4 protein-coding genes are annotated in these 2,602 nt (G+C 34.6%); all 4 read left to right on the top strand.

Annotated features, from left to right (window positions below; genetic code table 11):
* The first annotated feature begins 116 nt into the window (after positions 1 to 116).
* The 4 genes from BMY56_RS18395 (at position 117) to BMY56_RS18730 (ending at position 2,148) form a co-directional block, all read left to right on the top strand.
* On the top strand, positions 117 to 914 hold the full coding sequence (locus tag BMY56_RS18395; protein WP_177171004.1) for an SseB family protein: 798 nt from the start codon (positions 117 to 119) through the stop codon (positions 912 to 914).
* A 211-nt stretch (positions 915 to 1,125) separates the two neighbouring features.
* Positions 1,126 to 1,359 carry an Imm27 family immunity protein gene (locus tag BMY56_RS18390; RefSeq protein WP_091627733.1) on the top strand — a complete coding sequence of 78 codons (234 nt, stop codon included), beginning with the start codon at positions 1,126 to 1,128 and terminating at the stop codon, positions 1,357 to 1,359.
* On the top strand, positions 1,352 to 1,795 hold the full coding sequence (locus tag BMY56_RS18385; protein ID WP_143057853.1) for a hypothetical protein: 444 nt from the start codon (positions 1,352 to 1,354) through the stop codon (positions 1,793 to 1,795). The genes BMY56_RS18390 and BMY56_RS18385 overlap by 8 nt, the downstream gene beginning before the upstream one ends.
* A 191-nt stretch (positions 1,796 to 1,986) precedes the next feature.
* Positions 1,987 to 2,148, top strand: coding sequence for a hypothetical protein (locus tag BMY56_RS18730; protein WP_177171003.1), 162 nt, complete (start codon positions 1,987 to 1,989; stop codon positions 2,146 to 2,148).
* Positions 2,149 to 2,602 lie beyond the last annotated feature (454 nt).

Below are 2,602 nucleotides of genomic sequence, written 5' to 3'. Positions count from 1 at the left end.
AAGAAAAAATAAAACTAAACAAAAAGCTTTAGCTTCGTGCGCAGACGGAAACGAAAAGTTTCCTTTCCTCCGCACTACGCTTAGCTCAGCCGTTGTAACACATTTGAAAAATGCCTATGGGAATACTTGACAAACTTTTTGGTTCTAAAAAGAAAGAGTCTAGAATTGAAAATGAAACGCCTGATAATAATAGACTTATTGGTCTTTTAGAAAATTATGGTAAAGACCCAAGTCAAGAAAATTACGGAAAAGCGTTTGAAGAATTAGTTGACGGAAACTCATTACTAATACTTCCATCAATTAATGATGGAAATCCAAAAGACAACTGGGAAACTTTAAAGAAAGACTCGACTCTAAAACTAACTTCAGTTTTCGAACAAGATGGATTAAAAATTTTAGGAGCATTTACTTCTCCTGAAAAACTTGTGGAATGGTCAAAAAAAGAAACAGAATACACAGCTATGAAGGCTAAAGATGCGATTGACTTTTGTCAAGCGCACGGAATTGACAGAATTGTTATTGATACGGATTCATCAACAATGTTTGTTTTAGAAAGAAATAAGGAGAATGTAACAACTGAAACAATACAAGAAGAAACACAAGTACAAGTTGGAACACCAATAAACCCTATTGCTGGTGAGCATTTAAAAAAGTTTCAACAGAATTTTGAAAAAGTAAACACCATTAAAGAAGTCTATCTTTATGCAATGCTAAGAAATAATGAAAGTATTTTGGTGCTTGGTTTTGTCTTAGACACTTATACTGATAATTCAAGAACAGCATGTATCCATTCCATTCAAAATTCAATGGAAGGAGAAACGTTAGACTCACCACTTGAAATGTTTATGTTAGATAACGAAGATTGGTATAAAACAGTAAAAGCTATTGAGAATTCATTAATATACCGTAGATAAAAACGTGTTACAACAAAACCTATAAACAATACGGGCTTTGGGCTTAATCGCTGGGTTTGTGTATATTTATGAAGTCCGCAAAATCTTTGGGATTTTGCTTTAAACAATAAAAAGAAAAAACAAAACAAAAAGATTTTGCTATGTGCATGGCGGAAAGTAAACGATAGTTTGCTCCCGTACTGTTCATAGGTACTGTGTTGTGCAACATTAAATGACTGGAAAAGAAATAATAGGTAAATGGAAGTTCAAAAATGGTAGGGCAATACCTGATTCGAACTGTAAAATCATTGAAATTATGATTAAACATGACCTTATCAAAATTGGAACAAGCAAAGACGGTTGGACACTTAGGTACAAGGCAATTGACGGAACTAATTGGGAATTGAGTTATCCTGAGAGTCATCTTCACGGGGGAGGCCCTCCAAAGCTCGTCCAAATTGTTTAAAACCCGAAAAACGAATCAAGGAACAGAAATGAAATACCCTGCTGGAATAGTTTTAGTCTTTCTCGTAATGCTTGGTTGTAATAAACAAGGTGCAAAGAAATATGAAGATTATAATGAAAAGGACTTCTTTGAGACACAAGGACTTATAATTAAAGTTGAAAAGGAATTTGCCTATCAGAATAGAAAAGTGGACGTAACGTACATTTACAATTTAGAACAGGATAAACCTACGGTTGGACATGAAAAGGATTCTCCATTTATCCCTATGGCTGGACAACCTATGGTGATTTTGGTACATAAATATGAGGAGAATGTAACCTTTTTAGGCGGAAACAATTACGTCGAAGATGAAAACGATTTGGTAAAAAAATATTTGGAAAAGAGTGACCGATTTGGAGTTGAATATTACGGCGTCGAACTAAACAAATTGGATTAATCAATCAGACGGAAAACATTGAAAAAATAAAAAACGTTGCACAACACGGTGTATAATTAATTGCGGTCGGAATTTCCAGATGGAAATTCCTACAATCAATTATCTTTAAGGTCAGGCGGACATTTTCCGTTGGAAAAGTCCGCAACTAATCATACACGAACCGTTAGCTAAAATTGCTCAAAAAATTTAAAATGGTACATTTCGGAATACTTAGATTTTTTGGAGGAATAGCGTATTGGATTTTGAATGGATTTAAGGGAAAGTTCACTGATATGATGGACAAACAATATTCAGCAATTGTTGGACTTTTTTTCATTACGCTTTTGGTAATTGTCATTGCGGAATTTTATTAAAGTAATGGGATTTGAAAAACCTTGCGGAGTGAATCAAAACGTAAACAGACTCTTGGACTTCTCAAAACTTCAGTTTTTTCAGGGCAAAAAGCCTATTAGAAACAAAAATGGTGGAATTAAAAACAACTCGGAAATCGAAAAAGTTGAAAAAGCCGTCCGGACCGACTCGCCACTCAGTCGGAATCGGAAAACTGAATCATAATCAGGAAGTGTATAATCAAGTGGGTAACAACTTTAGCTAACACGGTGTATAATTAATTGCGGTCGGATACCATAAACGGAATCCTTTGCAATCAATTATCTTTATAGACAGTCGGACATTTTCCGTTGGAAAAGTCCGCAACTAATCATACACGAACCGTTGCCAACAATATTGAAGAACTGAACGCTAGATGTAAAAAATCTTTCCGAATATCATAAAAGTAATCACTATGAACATACCTGCTTATCGATA

This window comes from Maribacter orientalis (assembly GCF_900109345.1).
Classification (GTDB): domain Bacteria; phylum Bacteroidota; class Bacteroidia; order Flavobacteriales; family Flavobacteriaceae; genus Maribacter; species Maribacter orientalis.
This window is presented reverse-complemented; position numbering and strand designations above follow the sequence as displayed.